The organism is Kribbella sp. NPDC051952 (assembly GCF_040680855.1).
Taxonomy (GTDB): Bacteria; Actinomycetota; Actinomycetes; order Propionibacteriales; family Kribbellaceae; genus Kribbella.
On record NZ_JBFAXQ010000007.1, the window covers coordinates 104383 to 118246 of the forward strand.

14 protein-coding genes are annotated in these 13864 nt (G+C 68.2%); 6 read left to right on the top strand and 8 right to left on the bottom strand.

Translation table 11 applies throughout. The features are described 5' to 3' along the window. Window positions 1-67 precede the first annotated feature (67 nt). Genes AB0L70_RS15590 through AB0L70_RS15600 form a run of 3 tightly spaced genes read left to right on the top strand, consistent with a single transcriptional unit; the run spans window position 68 to window position 2453 of the window. Complete coding sequence (locus AB0L70_RS15590; protein WP_363684318.1) at window positions 68-1093, top strand: LCP family protein; 1026 nt, start codon at window positions 68-70, stop codon at window positions 1091-1093. After that, window positions 1090-1893, top strand: a complete 804-nt coding sequence (locus AB0L70_RS15595) for a YndJ family protein (protein ID WP_363684320.1) — start codon at window positions 1090-1092, stop codon at window positions 1891-1893. Before AB0L70_RS15590 ends, AB0L70_RS15595 begins: the two co-directional genes overlap by 4 nt. Continuing rightward, complete coding sequence (locus tag AB0L70_RS15600) at window positions 1890-2453, top strand: DUF1990 domain-containing protein (RefSeq protein WP_363684322.1); 564 nt, start codon at window positions 1890-1892, stop codon at window positions 2451-2453. Before AB0L70_RS15595 ends, AB0L70_RS15600 begins: the two co-directional genes overlap by 4 nt. A gap of 117 nt (window positions 2454-2570) precedes the next feature. Here AB0L70_RS15600 and AB0L70_RS15605 read toward each other — a convergent pair whose 3' ends face one another. The 7 genes from AB0L70_RS15605 to AB0L70_RS15635 all read right to left on the bottom strand — a co-directional run bounded on the left by AB0L70_RS15605 (window position 2571) and on the right by AB0L70_RS15635 (window position 11476). Further along, window positions 2571-4007, bottom strand: coding sequence for an aminopeptidase P family protein (locus AB0L70_RS15605; RefSeq protein ID WP_363684324.1), 1437 nt, complete (start codon window positions 4005-4007; stop codon window positions 2571-2573). Window positions 4008-4025: 18 nt separating this feature from the next. Next, window positions 4026-4445 carry an aspartate 1-decarboxylase gene (gene panD / locus AB0L70_RS15610; RefSeq protein ID WP_363684774.1) on the bottom strand — a complete coding sequence of 140 codons (420 nt, stop codon included), beginning with the start codon at window positions 4443-4445 and terminating at the stop codon, window positions 4026-4028. A 99-nt stretch (window positions 4446-4544) separates the two neighbouring features. Beyond that, on the bottom strand, window positions 4545-6152 hold the full coding sequence (locus tag AB0L70_RS15615; protein WP_363684326.1) for an alpha/beta fold hydrolase: 1608 nt from the start codon (window positions 6150-6152) through the stop codon (window positions 4545-4547). A 115-nt stretch (window positions 6153-6267) separates the two neighbouring features. Further along, a complete protein-coding gene (locus AB0L70_RS15620) occupies window positions 6268-7689 on the bottom strand; it encodes an FGGY family carbohydrate kinase (RefSeq protein ID WP_363684328.1) in 1422 nt (473 codons plus the stop codon). Then, the gene (locus AB0L70_RS15625; protein ID WP_363684330.1) at window positions 7676-9073 is read right to left on the bottom strand and encodes a trehalose-6-phosphate synthase; all 1398 of its coding nucleotides are present in this window, start codon (window positions 9071-9073) and stop codon (window positions 7676-7678) included. Before AB0L70_RS15625 ends, AB0L70_RS15620 begins: the two co-directional genes overlap by 14 nt. Window positions 9074-9080: 7 nt before the next feature. After that, entirely contained in the window at window positions 9081-10082 is a 1002-nt protein-coding gene (locus AB0L70_RS15630; RefSeq protein WP_363684332.1) for a Gfo/Idh/MocA family oxidoreductase, read from the bottom strand. Continuing rightward, window positions 10073-11476, bottom strand: coding sequence for an amidase (locus AB0L70_RS15635; protein ID WP_363684334.1), 1404 nt, complete (start codon window positions 11474-11476; stop codon window positions 10073-10075). Before AB0L70_RS15635 ends, AB0L70_RS15630 begins: the two co-directional genes overlap by 10 nt. A gap of 147 nt (window positions 11477-11623) precedes the next feature. Between AB0L70_RS15635 and AB0L70_RS15640 the strand changes: the two genes are divergently transcribed. Genes AB0L70_RS15640 through otsB form a run of 3 tightly spaced genes read left to right on the top strand, consistent with a single transcriptional unit; the run spans window position 11624 to window position 13394 of the window. Next, window positions 11624-11932 (top strand): DUF3263 domain-containing protein, encoded by a 309-nt coding sequence (locus AB0L70_RS15640; RefSeq protein WP_363684336.1) that lies wholly within the window; start codon window positions 11624-11626, stop codon window positions 11930-11932. Window positions 11933-11934: 2 nt separating this feature from the next. After that, on the top strand, window positions 11935-12564 hold the full coding sequence (locus AB0L70_RS15645; RefSeq protein WP_363684338.1) for a LytR C-terminal domain-containing protein: 630 nt from the start codon (window positions 11935-11937) through the stop codon (window positions 12562-12564). Further along, window positions 12561-13394: a trehalose-phosphatase gene (gene otsB, locus AB0L70_RS15650; RefSeq protein WP_363684340.1), complete on the top strand. Its 834-nt coding sequence runs from the start codon at window positions 12561-12563 to the stop codon at window positions 13392-13394. The genes AB0L70_RS15645 and otsB overlap by 4 nt, the downstream gene beginning before the upstream one ends. Here otsB and AB0L70_RS15655 read toward each other — a convergent pair. Beyond that, complete coding sequence (locus tag AB0L70_RS15655; RefSeq protein ID WP_363684342.1) at window positions 13360-13827, bottom strand: hypothetical protein; 468 nt, start codon at window positions 13825-13827, stop codon at window positions 13360-13362. The two genes, otsB and AB0L70_RS15655, sit on opposite strands and share 35 nt — an antisense overlap. Window positions 13828-13864: the final 37 nt, after the last annotated feature.

Consider the following 13864-nt stretch of genomic DNA (forward strand, 5'->3'; position numbering starts at 1 on the left):
TTCCGACGTGTAAAACCATTCACTGGGGTGACGTGCACAGGCACCGGTCACCGATACGGTCGTGGGTATGAGTGAAGCGCAGCCCATCGACCCGCGGGCCGGCACCCGGCGACCGCCGGTCCGCCGCCCCAAGAAGCGGCGGAACTGGTTCCTGAGGATTGTCGGACTGATCGTCCTGCTGTTCATCCTCATGCTGATCGTGGTCCCGCTGTACGCGTGGAGCCGGATCGACAAGATCGAGGCGATGCCGACCGGTCAACGGCCGGCCGAGACCTCGGGTACGACGTACCTGATGGTCGGCTCGGATGCTCGTGAAGACCTCAGCCGGGCCGAGAAGGCGCGGTTGCACACCGGCTCGGACAAGGGCCCGGCCCGGACCGACTCGATCATGATCATGCACGTGCCGTCGTCCGGCCCGACGGTGCTGCTCAGCATCCCGCGGGACAGTGCTGTGGACATCCCGGGCACCGAGGGCAAGCAGAAGATCAACGCCGCCTTCAACAAGGGCCCGGCGCTGCTGATCCAGACCATCGAGAACAACACCGGCCTGCGGATCGACCACTACGTCGAGGTCGGCTTCGGCGGTTTCGCCTCGGTCATCGACAGTATCGGCGGGATCAACATGTGCTTGCCCAAGGCAATGAAGGACAAGGATGCGCACATCGACCTGCCGGCCGGCTGCCAGGACCTCGACGGCGTGAACGCGCTCGGGTACGTGCGGTCCCGGCACGCCGACGGCAACAACGACTTCGGCCGGGTGGAGCGGCAGCGCGCGATGGTCGGCGCGGTGGCGAAGAAGGCCAGTTCGCCGTCGACGTTCCTGAACCCGATCCGCTACTACAACGTCGCCACCAAGGGCGTCGACGCGCTGACCGTGGACAAGGAGATGAGCCTGTTCGACTTCATCGGGTTCGCCCGGGGGATGCGAGCGGTCTCCGGCAGCAGTGGCGTCACCCTGACCGTCCCGATCGCCGATGACAGCTACCAGCTGAGTCGCGGCCGGGGTGTCGCGGTGAAGTGGGACACCAAGAAGGCGAAGGCGATCTTCGACGCTCTCAGGGCGGACAACACCAGCGGTCTGAAGAGCAGTTGATCCACCTCGTCCATGCGGTGGTCAGCCTGGGGATGCTGGTCGTCGTACCGCTCGGGCTCACCCTGCTGCCAACGCGAACCACCAGCACCCGCTGGTGGTTCGCGTTCGCTGTGCCCGGCGTGGTGTCGCTCTGGCTGCCGCGTGGTGCGGTGTCGATCACGTTGGCGTCGGTCTACTTCGTCGGCACCCTGGTCCTGATCACCTTGGCGGCCCGTCACTTCCTGCGGCACAAGACGATCCGGCCGCGGGAGATCGCGCTCTACACCGCGCTCGGTACGCCGGCCATCGCCGGACTCGCTCTGGTTGCCGAGCGGTCGTCGTACGAACTGTTCGGCTTCAGCCTCACGGTCCTCTCGCTGACCGTCGCCCACTTCCACTTCGCCGGCTTCTCGGCTGCGCTGATCGCCTACCTGGTGGGTGACGTGCCGACTCCGGTGACCACTGCGGCCGCGATCAGCGTTCCGCTGGGCACAGGCGTCGTACTGCTCGGCTTCTTCCTCGGTGACCCTGTTGAGCTGGCGGGTGCCGCCGTGCTGACCGCAGGGATGTGGCTGGTCGGGTGGAACCTCTGGCGCCGGTCACAACAGGCAGACCGGACCACTGCGGTTCTTCTGGTGGTCTCGGCGTCGGTGCTGGTGGTGACGATGCTGTTGGCGCTCAGTTGGGCGTTGGGGCATGTCGTGGACACGCCGTACCTGCCGTTGGGGTGGATGGTGGGGACGCACGGGGTGGCCAATGCGGTGGGGTTTGCGTTGTGCGGGGTACTGGCCTGGAGGCGACTGTTGGAAGGGGTTCGATGAAGCTGGAGGATCTGTCCGGGCTGCGGTTCGGGTACGACGCGATCGGCTCGACCCGGTACGACGAGACGCCGCCGGGCTACCACCGACTCGAGTACCGGACCCGGATCGGCGCCGGGAGTGAGGTGTTCGCCCGGGCCGGTCAGGCGCTGCTGAACTGGCGCATGCACCGGGCTGCCGGCTTGCCGATGACCGCGACCGACACGCCCCCGGCGATCGGCACCAACACGCTTGGCCGCCTCGGCGCCGGCGTGCTGATCGGCCGCCTCCGCACGCTGTCGCCACTGGGCTCTCTGGGCCTACCGGTCCCGTGCCGCGTCGTCTGGACCGTCGACGAGCCGGACCGGATCGGCTTCGCGTACGGCACCCTCGAAGGTCACCCGGCCGCCGGTGAGGAGTCCTTCGTGGTCTCCCGCGAGCCCGACGGCATCTACTTCACCGTCCTCGCCTACAGCCGCGCCGCCACCTGGTACACCCGCCTCGGCGGACCCGCCAGCCGCAAAGCCCAGCACTACACCGCCCGCCGCTACGCAAAAGCCCTGCAACACCTCGCAACCACATAGCAAAGGCCCCGCAAGCTCATACCTTTGCGGGGCCGCCACCTTTGTACAGGGTGTGACAGGGCCCCGGGTTGGGCGACACGCGAACGGCGGGCGACAACCCGGGGGCAAACGCTGGATTTAGGAGGCCATCCAGTTCTGGATGGCGTCTACGGTGCGGGGCATGGCTTCGGAGAGGTTCTCGGCGCCGGTGTCGGTGATCAGGATGTCGTCTTCGATCCGGATGCCGATGCCGCGGAGGTCCTCGGGGACGGTGAGGTCGTCGGACTGGAAGTAGAGGCCGGGCTCGACGGTGAGGATGTAGCCGGTCTCAAGCGGGCCCTTGCGGTACATCTCGGCGCGGGCGGCCGCACAGTCGTGGACGTCGAGGCCGAGCATGTGGCTGACGCCGTGCAGGGTGTAGCGCTGGTAGAGCATGCTCTCCGGGTCGAGCGCCTCCTCGGCGGTGACCGGGAGCAGCTCCATCGCGTCGAGGCCGTGGACGATGACCTCCATCGCGGCGTCGTGCCCGGCCCGGAACGTCACGCCAGGCTTGAGCGCGGCGATCCCGGCGTTCTGCGCGTCCAGGACGAGCTGGTACAGGTCGCGCTGGCGCGGGGTGAACTCGCCGCTCACCGGCAGCGTGCGAGTGATGTCGGCGGTGTAGAGCCGGCGGTTCTCCACGCCCATGTCGAGCAGCATCAGCGTGCCGTCGACGACCGGGCCGTCGTTCTCGATCCAGTGCAGCGTGGTCGCGTGCGGTCCGGCCGCGGCGATCGAGCTGTAGCCGACGTCGTTCCCCTCGGCCCGGGCCCGGCGCCAGAACGTGCCCTCGATCCAGCGCTCGCCGTACTTGCGGACCTGGTCCATCTCGGCGAGGACATCGGAGAAGCCGCGGTGGGTGATCGCGACCGCGTCCCGGAGCTGCTCGAGCTCGAACGCGTCCTTGACCAGGCGCAGCTCGGACAGCGTGCTGGCCAGCTCGTTGTCCTTCAGGTCATCGGTGCGAGCGCCGCTCAGCAGGGAGGCGATCGACTCGTCCTCGTCGCGCCGTACCCGGGTCGGTACGTCGCCCTTCAGCGCGTCGGCGAGTTGGTCGACGTGCCGCGTCTCGATGCCGAACTCCTTGGACGTCTCCGTCAGCGACGGACGCCGACCGGCCCAGAGTTCGCCGTACATCCGGTCGCGCCAGAACTCCTCGCCCTCGCTGCGATCGGAGCGAGGGCGGAAGTAGAGGACCGAGTCGTGGCCGCTGGTGCCGTTCGGCTCGAGCACGAGGACCGCGTCGGAGGTCTGGTCGCCGGCCAGCCAGACGTAGTCGGTGTGCGGCCGGAAGACGTAGTCGGTGTCGTTCGAGCGGACCTTGTAGGTGCCGGCCGGGATCACCAGCCGCTCGCCGGGGAACGCCTGCGACAGGGCATCCCGCCGCTTCGCCGCCCACACCCCGACATCGCTCAGCGTCACGTCCTGTCGCTCGGAGTCGGCCCACCCCGAGTTCATGAACGCCCGCAGTTTCGGGTTCGGCTCGTTGTCGTGAGAGGCCGTCTTCGGCGTGCTGCTCTCGGTCGTGTCCGTCATCCTCGACCAGTCCTCGTCTCAGCGCGTGTGCAGTTGGTCACCGCGGAGCGTGCCGGAGTCCGGCAGCGCTTCGGCGGGGTCCGAGCCGATGCGGGTGATCGCATTCTGCTCGTCCACGAAGACTACGCTCGGAACGAAGCCCTTCGCCTCAACGGTGTCGAACATCCCATAGGCGATCAGGATGACCAGATCGCCAGGGTGAATGAGGTGCGCCGCGGCCCCGTTGATCCCGACCACCCCGGATCCCCGCGGCCCTTCGATCAGGTACGTCGACAACCGGTTCCCGTTCGTGATGTCGACGATGTCCACCTTCTCGCCGGCCAGCAGATCGGCCGCGTCCATCAGGTCGGCGTCGAGCGTGCACGACCCCACATAGTCGAGATCGGCCTGCGTCACCGTCGCCCGGTGCACCTTGGACTTCATCAACTCACGCCACATGGCGGTCATCATCCAGGTCCGGCCCGGCAGTGTCAGTGGCAACCGTCACCCTGCCGTGGGTCAGCCCCGCCGAACGGCTCGGCGGGGCTGACCTGGGGGCTATTCGGCGGCGCGTGTCTGAGCGAGGGGCAGAGCCGCGACCTTGACGGTCTTCGTCGGGACCGGCAGCGCGTGCCCCGGCACGGTCGTGTCACCGGCAGGCAGTTCGCCCGTCAGCAGGTACTTGGTACCGATGGCGTTGGCCGCCGGGTTGGCCGCGGCCTGCGGGTTCGCGAAGACGCAGTGCTTGCCGGAGTCCTTCTCGGTCACCAGCACCGAGGTGGGCAGGGACTGATGCATCTTCAAGGCGCCTTCGTACGGCGTGGCCGGGTCGCCGATCGTGTTGAACATCAGGACCCCGGGCAGTCCCGCCCCGGTGATCTTCACCCGGCCAGGGCTGCTGATCGGCCAGTTCTGGCACGGGCTGCCGCTCGTCCAGATGTTGTACCAGGCGAACTGCGAGACCTGCGCGACCCGTGCGGCGTCGCGCTCGTACGTCGCCCGGTCCCGCGACCAGGTCGAGTCCACGCAGATCACAGCGTTGAAGATCGCGTTGGCGTGCTCGGTGCCTGCACTCGTGTCCGGCGTGGAGAAATCGACAAGTTCGGTGTCGTCACCAGCAACGGCGTACGCGCTGATCGCCTCGGCGAACGGGATCCAGTAGGTCTCGGAGAACATCACGGCGTACGCCGTGCCGAGCAGCTCACTGCCGCCGACCACACCGTGCGGCGTAGTGCGGAAGTCGGTGAGTGTCTTGTTCCATGCAGCCCGGACCTGCGCGACCGTGCTGCCCAGGTGGTAGACCGAGTCGTACTGCGCGACCCAGCCGAAGTAGCTCTCGAGCCGTTTCTGCAAAGCTGCCGACTGGGTCAGGCCGGCCTGGTACCACATGTCCTGCGGGGTCGGGTCGATGTTGCCGTCCAGGATCATCCGCCCGACCTTCTGCGGGAACAGCTGCCCGTAGACCGCGCCGAGGTAGGTGCCGTAGGAGAAGCCGAGGTAGTTCAGCTTCGGGTCGCCGAGCGCCGCGCGGATGGTGTCCATGTCGCGGGCCACGTTCGTCGTGCCGAGGAACGGCAGTACCGAGCCGGACTTGGCCGCGCAGCCGTCGGCGTACCCGCTCCAGCTCTTCCACAAGGTGGCCCGGTTGGCGGGGTTGTCGGGGTCGGGCTGCGGTGGCGCGAAGTACGCCGGATCCACGCAGCTGATCGGCGCGCTGTGCGAGACCCCGCGCGGGTCGAACCCGATCACGTCGTACGAATCCAGGACGGCGGGGTCGAGCCGTCGTACGCCGTTGGCGTCGGCCTTGGTGAGGCTGCCGGCGTAGCTCGCGCCACCGCCGCCGGGGCCACCTGGGTTGACCAGTAGCGAACCGAGGCGCTTGGCGGGGTTGTTGGCGGCACGCTTGGTGATCAGCAGCGAGACGGACCGGCCGACCGGGTGGGCATAGTCCAGCGGCACTTTCAGCGTCGCGCAGGTGAGCTCCGGGTACGACCCGGCGATATCGGCCGGACAGGCGCCGAAGGCGAGTGACGATGCGGCACTCACTGTGGCCGTCACAGTGGCTGGAGTCGTGGCTGGAGTCGTGGCGGGAGCGGCGGCAGCCGGGACCGCGGGAGCGGCCAGAGCCGTCACGGCGATCGCGGTGAGAGCGAGACGAGAGGTCATCGGCGAGATCCTCCAGAGGTGGGCGTCAGCCCGCAGTCTGGCCTCCGGAACCGGTCTTTGACCCGGCCTTCGAATTTCCTCGAATAGTCGCTTCGGATGCAACCTCAGCGGGTGGCTACGACGTCATGGTCGACGCCTGGACAGCGAGCTCGCGGAGGGCCTCGTAGCGGGGGCGCATGGCTGCGACACGCTTCGCCTCCTCGTCGATCGGGGTGAGGTGTTCGCCGCCTGGTGAAGGGGAGAGGCCGAGGGCTACGGCCGCTGCGCCGCGGGCGCCTACCTCGGCTTCGGCGCAGACCGTGGTCGGTCGGGCGAAGGTTGCGGTGAGGCAGCGGCGCCACCAGGTGGAGGCATCGATTCCGCCGCCGCCCAGGACCACCTCCAACTGCCGCCCGAAGAGCCCGTCGAGCATGCGCAGCCCGCGGTCGATCTCCAGGGATGCGCCTTGCAGGGAGGCGGCAAGGAGGTCGGAGGCGGTGTCGTCGAAGGAGAGACCGAAGTACACCCCGGACCCGCTCGGTACGGTCGCCGGCGGCCGCGTCCCGGCCATGAACGGGATCGCGATCACCCGCGAGTCCCCGATCGGTACGCCGGACGGTTCGTCGGAGTCCAGCCGCAGTACGCCGGTCAGCCACGCGTGCAGGTTGCCCGCGGCCGAGAATGCCATCCCGGTCACGGCCCGCTGGTCGTCGACCCGGTAGCGCCACAGCTCCCACGGCAGCTCCGGTGCATCGTCGATCGGGTGCACCACCCGTACGGCGGCCGACGTCCCGACCGTCACCGCTGCGGTCCCGGAGTCGTACCCGCCGGTCCCGACGTTCGACGCAGCTCCGTCGCCCGTCGGCGGATGGACGGGTACGCCGACCAGCCCGGGCCAGCGGCGTCCGTACTCGGCGGACAACGTCCCGGTCCACCCGGTCGGGACGATAGACGGCAGCTGACTGGCTTTGACTCCGGCGATCTCCAGCGCCTCGTCGTCGTACTCACCACTGGCCAGGTCGAGGGTCCCGGTCCCGGAGGCGATCGACACCGAGGTGGCGCGCTCGCCGGTGAGTCGCTCGAGCACGAGGTCGGGCAGTCCGGCGAACCCGGCTGGATTACCGGCCGACATCAGCCACGGGATCCGGCGGGTCCAGTAGAGCCGGTGCAACCAGGCGCCGGTCCGGGCGTGGAAGGCGTGTTCGTCGAACGACGATCCCAGGTCGAGGTCGACCGACCGCGTGTCCGCCCAGGTGATCACCGGCGTCTGTGCGTCGCCCTTGTTGTCTAGGGCAACGATCGAGTGCCACTGGGACGAAAGGACGATCGCGCTGATGTTCTCCAGGTGACCGTTCTGCTGGAGCTCGTCCAGGCAGCCGAGCAGGCCCTCGACGTACTCGTGCAGGTCGAGTGTCGCCGATCCGGCACTGCCGTAGGTCGGCGAGATCTTGTGCCGGGCCAAGGCGCCGGCGACGGGGGCGGCGTCGTCCGCGGACAACACCAGTGCGCGCGCCGAGGACGTGCCAAGGTCCAGGGCGAGCACATCAGTCTTCGTCATGCAGTGCCTTGAGGAACGACCGCGCCCACACGTTCACGTCGTGCGCGGCGAGGTGCTTGCGCATCGCCTTCATCCGGCGACCGAGCTGACGGTCGTCGGTGTTCATCGCGTCGACGATCGTGTCCTTCATCCCGTTGATGTCGTGCGGGTTCACCAGGAACGCCTGCCGGAACTCGTCCGCGGCACCGGCGAACTCACTCAGCACCAGCGCGCCGGTGTCGTCGTACCGGGTGGCGACGTACTCCTTGGCGACCAGGTTCATGCCGTCGCGCAGCGGGGTCACCACCGCGACATCGGCGGCCCGGAGCAGTGCGGCCATCTCGGTCCGCGAGTACGTCGTGTGCAGGTAGTTGATCGCCGGCGTGCCGATCCGGCCGTGCTCGCCGTTGATCCGGCCGACCAGCAGCTCGATCTCGTCCCGGAGGACGCGGTACTGCTCGACGCGTTCGCGGGACGGGGTGGCGACCTGGATGAAGACGGCGTCGTCGACCGACACCCGGCCCTCGTCCAGGAGCTCACCGAACGCACGCAGCCGCTGCCGGATGCCCTTGGTGTAGTCGAGCCGGTCCACGCCGAGCAGAATGTGCGCCGGGTTGCCGACCTCCTGGCGCATCTCGGCGGCGCGGGCGATGGTCTCCGGCTGCTTGGCCAGGTCCTCGAGCTCGCCGACGTCGATGGAGATCGGGAAGGCCTTGGCCCGGACGATCCGGTCGTCGGGCAGGTGGATGCGGTCGCCGCGGGTGCGCAGGCCCATCCGGTTGCGGGCCAGGCGGGCGAAGTTCGACGCGGCACCAGGTCTTTGGAAACCGACCAGGTCCGCACCCATCAGCCCGTCGAGGATCTGCCGGCGCCACGGCATCTGCGCGAACAGCTCGGTCGGCGGGAACGGGATGTGCAGGAAGAACCCGATGCGTACGTCGGGACGCAGCCGGCGCAGCATCGCCGGGACGAGCTGCAGCTGGTAGTCGTGCACCCAGACGTCCGCGTTGTCATCGGCGGCCTCAGCAGCGGCTTCCGCGAACCGGCGGTTCACTGCGACGTACGACTCCCACCACTCGCGGTGGAACTCCGGTGCGACGATCACGTCGTGGTACAGCGGCCAGAGGGTCGCGTTCGAGAAGCCCTCGTAGTACAGCTGAACGTCCTCGGCGGACAGCATCACCGGAACCAGGTGCATACCGTCGGCCTCGAACGGGTCGACCTTCTCGTCCGCACTGCCGGTCCAGCCGATCCACGCGCCGTGATGGCTCTGCATCACCGGGGCAAGTGCGGTGACCAGTCCGCCTGGACTGCGGCGCCACGCCGTACTGCCGTCGGGCATCTCGATCCGGTCGACCGGCAGCCGGTTGGCCACCACTACGAAGGAACTGCGTCCGTCAGGCATATCAGCGTCATCCACTCAGATCGTCGTCGTCACCGGGGTAGCGCACCCCGATCTGGCTCCGGGTCTCGTCGAGCAGTTCGAGAATCTCCAGCGTGGCGGCGTGGGGCAGGGCGGGGACCTCGATCAGGTCGTTGCGCAGTGCACGCATCACTTCGGCCGCCTCGTAGTGGTACCCAACGCCATGCGTCGGTACGTCGATCCGCTCGGTGCCGGCCGCCGTACTGCGCACGTAGTACTCGGGATGGTGGAAGCGGTGGGGCAGTTGCAGACTGCCGTCCGGACCGCTGACGGAGGCCACCCACGGGTTCTGCGACTTCAGACCGCACGTGAGGGCCGCGACGGCACCGGAGTCGTAGCGCCAGGCCATGGCGACGTTGAGGTCGATGCCGTCGTCGTTGAGCGAGCCGACAGCCTTCACCTCGGCCGGATTGCCCAGCGCCATGTACGCGAACGTCATGGGGTAGATGCCGCCGTCCATCAGCGAACCGCCGCCGAGCGCCGGGTCGAGCAGGCGGTTGGGGAGCGAGGGCTTGTGGAAGGCGAAGTCCGCGACCACTTGCTGTGGTTCGCCGATCACACCGCTGTCCAGGTCCTGGAAGAACGCCTGGATGACCGGGTTGGTCCGCATCCACATCGCCTCGGCGAACAGCGTCTTGTGTTCGGTGGCGACGGCGATCAGGTCACGGGCCTGCGCGGCGGTCAGCGTGACCGGCTTCTCGCAGAGGACGGCGATCCCGGCCTCGAGAGCGGTTCGGGCGATCGCGTAGTGCTGGGGGTGCGGCGTACCGATGTAGATCACGTCGACCGTGCCGGAGTCGATCAGCCGGCGGTAGTCGTCGTACGCGTTCTCGATGCCGAACTCGGCCGCGAACCGGTCGGCCGATTCCTGCGATCGGGACGAGACCGCGGTGGCGACCGCGTCATCGGTGAGGAGCCCCAGGTCGCGGGTGAACTGGGTCGAGATGTTGCCAGTAGCAACGATGCCCCACTTGACGCGATCTATACCCACTGGGTTAACTCCGGGGTCGGGAACGGTCCGTCAGCCTTGATTCTCGCGGTTTCGAAGGCGTGAGCCAAGCGAATGAGCGTGGCGTCACTCCGCGCGGTGCCACTGAACGTGATCCCGACCGGCAGTCCGGCGACCAGTCCGGACGGCACCGAGAGCAGCGGATAGCCGGCCAGAGCGGCGTGCGAGGACGAGCTGCCGAGCACGTGGTCGCCGTTGACCAGGTCGATCGCCCAGGCCGGCGAGTACGCCGGACTGACCAAAGCGTCGAGCTGGTTGTCGATGAGGAGGTTGTCGATGCCGTCCCGACCTGCGCGTAGTGCGGTGAGGCGGGCGGCCACGTAGATCGGCGAGCTGAGCCCCTCGGTGGCGGCAGCCCGCTCGAACAGCTCCTGACCGAACCACTGCAGCTCCTGGTCCGCATGCTGTTCGTTGAAGGCGATCAGGTCGTCCAGCGTCTTCGGGCCGCCTGGAGCGCGGGTAGACAGGTACGCCGCCAGGTCGACCTTGAGCTCGTGGGACAGCACCTGGAGCTGGTCCTCGTCACCACCCGGGCTCGGCAAGGACAGGTGGTCGACCAGGGTGGCTCCACACCGGCTGAGGATCTCAAGCGCTCGTTCGGTGACCTCATCGAGGCCGATCGAGTAGCCCCAGAGCGGTCCGCGCGGTATGCCGATCCGGACGTCGCTGAGGTCCTCACCACGACAGTGCTCGGTGTAGTCGGTCTTGCTGCCGGTCATGACCGAGAGCAGGGCTGCGGTCTGGGTGACGGTCCTGGTCATCGGACCGGCGGTGTCCTGCGAGTGCGAGATCGGGACGATGCCTTGCTGCGGGATGAGACCCACTGTGGGCTTCAGGCCGACGATGCCGTTCAGTGCGGCCGGGCAGACGATCGAACCGTTCGTTTCGGTGCCGATGGCGTAGTCGGCGAGCCCTGCGGCGACCGCAGCGCCTGATCCGCTCGAGGAACCACCGGCGGAGCGGTTGAGCGCGTACGGGTTCCGGGTGAGGCCGCCGTACGCGCTCCAGCCGGAGGAGGACGCCGAGCCGCGGAAGTTGGCCCACTCGCTCAGGTTGGTCTTGCCCAGGATGATGCAGCCCGCTTCGCGGAGTCGTCGTACCAGTGGGGCGTCGTTGGGCGGAGGTGGCTGATCGGCGAGCGCCAGTGAGCCCGCCGTGGTCGGCAGGTCGGCGGTGTCGATGTTGTCCTTCACCAGGATCGGTACGCCGTGCAGCGGGCCACGGACCCGCCCTTCGTCACGTTCCGTGTCCAGGTGGGCGGCCTGAGTGAGAGCGGCGGGGTTGGGCGTGCAGATGGCGTTGACCAGCGGGTCCACCTCACGGCTCTTGGCCTGCAGCTCTTCCACCAGCGCCACGCTGGAAAGAGTTGAGCTCACCCCCTGATCCTGCCAGAGTGGCGTCGGTCCCGTTGCCCGCTCAACGACACGGTTCGTGTCGGTGCACGGTGAATGACATCGCTGTTGTTCAACACGTACAGTGGGCAGCGGACGGACGATCACCGACCGCACAGGAGTCACCAGCAGATGGACAGCGCCAACGCCAGCTCTTCCGGCCCCGCCGAAGCTGCGCAGCCAGTCGTCGCCGGACTCTCGGAGCGTGATGGAGCCATCCTCGCTTTCGAGCGGCACTGGTGGAAGTACGCCGGTGCCAAGGAGCAGGCGATCCGCGACCAGTTCCAGATGTCGGCCACGCGGTACTACCAGGTTCTGAACGCACTCATCGACCGACCTGAGGCCCTCGCCCACGACCCGTTGCTGGTCAAACGGCTGCGCCGACTGCGCGCCGCCCGGCAGCGCGCCCGTTCCGCACGCCGGCTGGGTATCGAGGTCTGACAATGCAACGCCCGAAGGGCGACCGGGGTCAGGTCCTTTCGTCCCTTGTCGCTGTGGCCGCCGTCGTCGCGATCGTGGCCGGCCTGCTGGTGCTGTTCGGCACCCGGGGACACAACAGCGAGGCCGAGGAACCGTCCGGCGCGAAGAGCCAGAAACCGTCGTCGGGTCCGTCGACCATCGCGGCGAGCATCCCCAAGCCGTCCTCGAAGCCGACCGATCCACCGTCCACGGCGCCGTCGTCCCAGCCGACGACCGCACCGAGCACTGCACCAAGCTCTGCGTCCAGCTCGAAGCCAACCACCGAGCCTCCGGCGACCCAGCCTCCGACCGCCGGGCCGAAGACGATTCCGGCGACTGAGCGGCCGGCGATCGAGGTCTACAACAACACGCCGCGCAAGGGTCTGGCCGACCAGGTCGCGGGCCGTGCGCGGCAAGCCGGCTGGACCGTCTCCGGTTCGCCGGACAACTGGCACGGCAAGATCGCCGAGAGCACCGTCTACTACCCGCCGGGCATGCTCGACGCCGCCAACCAGCTCGCCCGCGACATCGGCGTGGGCCGGGCCAAGGGTGCGCTCGACAACATGAAGAAGGACCGCCTCACCGTGATCCTGACCTCGGACTACACCGGATGAGCACTCCGGTCATCGAGACCGACGCAGGTCGCGACGGCTGGGAGGCGATCGTCGCCGACCCGGCCACCGCGGTCATTTCGAGCGACTTCGACGGCGTACTGTCGCCGCTCGTCGAGGACCCGGCGATGGCCCGTCCGGCCGAGGGGGCGCTGGACGCATTGGCCCGGCTGGCTCGTTCGGTCCGACAGGTAGCGATCGTCACGGGCCGCCCCGCCCTGGTCGCGACGGAGCTCACCGGCGTGACTGGTCACCCCGGGCTCGGCGGTCTCGTCGTACTCGGGCACTACGGGCTGGAGCAGTGGGACGCGTCGACCGGCATGGTGACGAGTGACCCGGTGCCGGCTGGCGTGGCTGAGGCCCGGTCGCGGCTGCCGCAGTTGTTGAGCGAAGCCGGCGTGCCTGATGCGTTCGTGGAGGACAAGGAGAGCTCGCTGGCGGTGCACACCCGTCGGCTGGCCGATCCGGCTGGTGCGTTCGAGCGACTGCGTACGCCGTTGACCGAGCTGGCTGAGTCGACCGAGCTGCGCCTGGAGCCGGGCAACCTGGTCCTGGAGCTCCGGCCACCCGGAATCGACAAGGGCGTCGCTTTACGTCGACTGCTCGAGTCCACCGGCGCCAAGTCGATCCTGTACGCCGGTGACGACCTGGGTGACCTGGCTGCGTTCCGTGCGATCGAAGAGCATCGCAAGACCGGGCTCCGCGCCGTACTGCTCGCCACCCGCTCGTCCAACGCCACCGAACTGATCGACGCGGCCGACATCGTGGTCGACGACCCGACCGGCGTGGTGACCGTACTCACGGCCCTTTCGGACGCGATCGCAGCCCGGTGAACGCCTGCGTCACCGTCTTCCCGATCGGCTGAATGGGCCTCTCGACGTACCCGCCCTCTTTGAGGTCGGCCAGCCGCTCGAACAGGTTGCGTGAGGCCGGGTCGCCGGTGAGCAGGAACGAGATGACCACCGCGACGCCGTAGAACGGCAACATCGGCAGTCCGATCAGCCAGAAGTACTGCCACGAGTGTCGTTCCTCGTGCCGCACCAGGGCCGGGTTGTCGAAGTACGACCGCGGGTGCTTGCTCAGTACGACGTTCCCGATCGTGAACGCGCCCGCCACCGGAAACCGCAACTTGTACCCGTTGGCGAACACCAGCCCCCGAGGCCCCCGGCTGAACGACGCCCGCCCGATCACCCCGACGGCAGCGCCGGCCACGGTGGAGAGATTGAGGAAGTTGCCGACCAGCTTCACCCACTGCCACCCGCTCATGGCGCTCAGTATGAGGTTCTGTCGGTGGGGTGAGTAA